Origin of the sequence: Pelagicoccus enzymogenes (genome assembly GCF_014803405.1) — a bacterium.
GTDB classification, from domain to species: domain Bacteria; phylum Verrucomicrobiota; class Verrucomicrobiia; order Opitutales; family Opitutaceae; genus Pelagicoccus; species Pelagicoccus enzymogenes.
Window position 1 is genome coordinate 1 of the sequence record NZ_JACYFG010000030.1, and the last position, 2,748, is coordinate 2,748.

The window sequence follows — 2,748 nt, forward strand, 5'->3', positions numbered from 1 at the left end:
TTCTTAGTTTACTTTCGCTAATGATCATAACCTACAGGTTCCATGCGCAGTGGACTTTAACCACATCAGTCGACGCCCATGCCGGGCGTACCCAGTCAGCCCATACAACTCCAGCCAGCGCTCCGCGCTGACTTCCGCGTATGGCTTTCACGATATGCAGAACGAATGAATGACCTCATACCATACCTTTTCCGCACCAAGTGTTATGGAGGCATTCCATTCGGCGTGACCGCTCGATCCAAAGAAAAGGCACTGGAGATCATCCAGAAGGAAGGTTACGAAATCGACGTGGAAGCGGATATTGAAGAAGTCATCGAGAACGTGTCTTTCCACGACATTAAAGAAAGATACATAAAGGAAAGGATGGGACCTATCGTCTGCGAAGGAATGTGGTATCCAGTTACAAAATTATGAAACTCTCGAAGGAAATCAAAAGAGCATATCAAGTCGCTCGTCACAACTCCGAGGGCTGCGCCCTCTCCGCGTGACAGCTCAGCGTTGGTGCGCCAGGCGAAGCGTGGCGCTTCTTATATGATGAAAGTTCATATGTATACAAAACCTAGCCAGTAGTAACTACCGAGTGTTGCGGGCATGTCAGCTAAGTCAGAAGATACAGGATACATGATGATGGTCCTCTCCGAAGCGGGGACGCGACGGATGGCGAAACGGCATGCGCGAAGCGTACACAGGGAAGGCCGCAGGGGAGTCGCAGCCCCCTAAAGCAATTTAGCCCCGTAATGAGTGTTCTAGATGCGGACGGCGACGGTGTTAACGTGACCGGAAGCCAGCATCGGCGGGATCGCGATGGCGAGATCCTGTCGGGTCCGTCGGGGTTCGAAGCTGTGGCATGCGCCCAGAGAAGCGAACATGAACCTGGGAGACCTGCCCGCCTCCCCGCAAGGGGTAGGGCCCGCCAACCAACTGAAGGCGGTTCGATGGGAGGGCAGGAGTCAGACCCGCTGATAGTACTCCGAGACGGTAGGGCCGTTCACATGGGGAAGCGGTGGGCTGGATGGATAATTGAGCAGCGCACTCACGTTTCGGAATTGTATGCCCGAAGCTCACGTGTCACGCTACCTGCTCTAAGATGTTGCTGCGCGTCCGTCCAGAGGAGCCTTATGCGGGAAAACCGCACGTAGGGATCTGCGAGGGGGCTGCCCGGTAACGGGCAGCTCTACCTCAATGGCAAAGAAACTAATGAATAAAACACTCCAGATCCCTCTGCTTTTGACATTCCTCGCGTTTGCAACGGCGACCCAGGCACAAACAACCACCGATGCCACGATTTTGAAGTTTTCCCTCGAATCGCACGATTCATTCGCTCCAAGAATCGGGTCAACATTCCCGGAAATTGATTTGATAGACACGAACGGAAAACGATGGAACTCGGAAACTCTGACGGGAAAGGTTGTATACCTTAATTTCTGGTCCACCGGCTGCGGACCCTGCCTAAAAGAAATGCCAGAATTAAACACGGCATTCACCTACTTCTCAGACGACCCCGATGTCGTCATACTATCCATCAACTGCTTCGATACGGAGGTCAGGCTAAATCAGTATCTAAAAAACAATGAAATGAGAATGCCTGTGTGCAAGATGGGGATGGAGGTCGTAGATTTGATTTCAGCAAATGGCGTATCGTCATTACCCACGCACTTTATAATCGACCAAGATTGGAACCTCGCTATTGCCGCAATAGGTGGGAAATTTGATATCGATAAGAAATTGATCGGATCGATAGAACAGATAGCGAACCGAGAATATAAACAAATAGAAAACAAAGAGCCCAACCAGGCGGTCGATACAACAGCAGTCAGCGCTCCGCGCTGATCCTCGCGTATCACCTCGACGTTCGAAGAAATAAAATGGAAATAAAAGGCAAAGCCCTAAACCGAATTGACCGTGTACTCTTGATGCTCGGAGTTCTTATGGGGCTAGCTCTCTTTGGAGTTCTCGTTCCTCCATTTTTCCGTGATCCCGACCCTCTACTGGCATCACTGTTTTTCCTTCCATTGTTCACGCTCTCTCTGGGCATGGCATACGTAGGCGTATTATCACAATTCTGCTGGGTCAGCGTTTCTGGTGAAAAGGTGATCTACAAAGGAATGATCAAAGAATCAGAATACGAATGGAATGAAATCGAAAAGACAGAGTTTCCAGTCCATCTTGGCACTACGACGCCACACGCACTGTTTCACCTTAAGACGGGAAAGAAAAAGTATGTACCTTGTGGCGATCCAGAAATTCGTAAGCTCTTATCGACACATGTAATTGAAAAGATGATAAACGACAATCTAGCCGAACAAGACGGTGCTGCCAACGGTCGCTAGCGCTCCCGTCGCCAGACCTCGACGATATGCAAAACAAATGATTAGCAATCCACAGTTTTACGGTGTCACCATCTTGATCGGGTTCATCGTTTCGTTGGCTTTCAGAAAGGAAGAGCAAGCACCGAATTGGATGAAGTGGGTTTTGATCAGTGCTCCTTTGACTTGGACGCTGCTGGGAATAATTATGATCGTGTCCGTCGGAGATAAAAGTATAGACGGTATTCAGGATATCCTCACATATTTTGATGCTGGACGCTTCTTCGAAGCGAACGGTTACAGAAAAGCATTCTTCGTCATAGCTATTCTTTTCACTACCTACTTCAGCTTACTCTTCAGCTTCTGCTGGGCAGTAAAAAATAAAGCATATCAAGTCGGTGCTCACAACGTGCGCAAGCGCACGCCGTGAGACCTCAGCGTT

At 49.5% G+C, this 2,748-nt stretch carries 4 protein-coding genes; all 4 read left to right on the top strand.

All coding sequences use genetic code 11. From position 1 onward, the window contains the following. Nucleotides 1-165: 165 nt before the first annotated feature. A complete protein-coding gene (locus IEN85_RS10860; RefSeq protein ID WP_191617109.1) occupies nucleotides 166-414 on the top strand; it encodes a hypothetical protein in 249 nt (82 codons plus the stop codon). Between the two features lie 768 nt (nucleotides 415-1,182). After that, the gene (locus IEN85_RS10865) at nucleotides 1,183-1,830 is read left to right on the top strand and encodes a TlpA family protein disulfide reductase (protein WP_191617110.1); all 648 of its coding nucleotides are present in this window, start codon (nucleotides 1,183-1,185) and stop codon (nucleotides 1,828-1,830) included. 35 nt (nucleotides 1,831-1,865) lie between these two features. After that, nucleotides 1,866-2,330 (top strand): hypothetical protein, encoded by a 465-nt coding sequence (locus tag IEN85_RS10870; RefSeq protein WP_191617111.1) that lies wholly within the window; start codon nucleotides 1,866-1,868, stop codon nucleotides 2,328-2,330. A 37-nt stretch (nucleotides 2,331-2,367) separates the two neighbouring features. After that, nucleotides 2,368-2,736 (top strand): hypothetical protein, encoded by a 369-nt coding sequence (locus IEN85_RS10875; protein ID WP_191616623.1) that lies wholly within the window; start codon nucleotides 2,368-2,370, stop codon nucleotides 2,734-2,736. The last annotated feature ends 12 nt before the right edge of the window (nucleotides 2,737-2,748 follow it).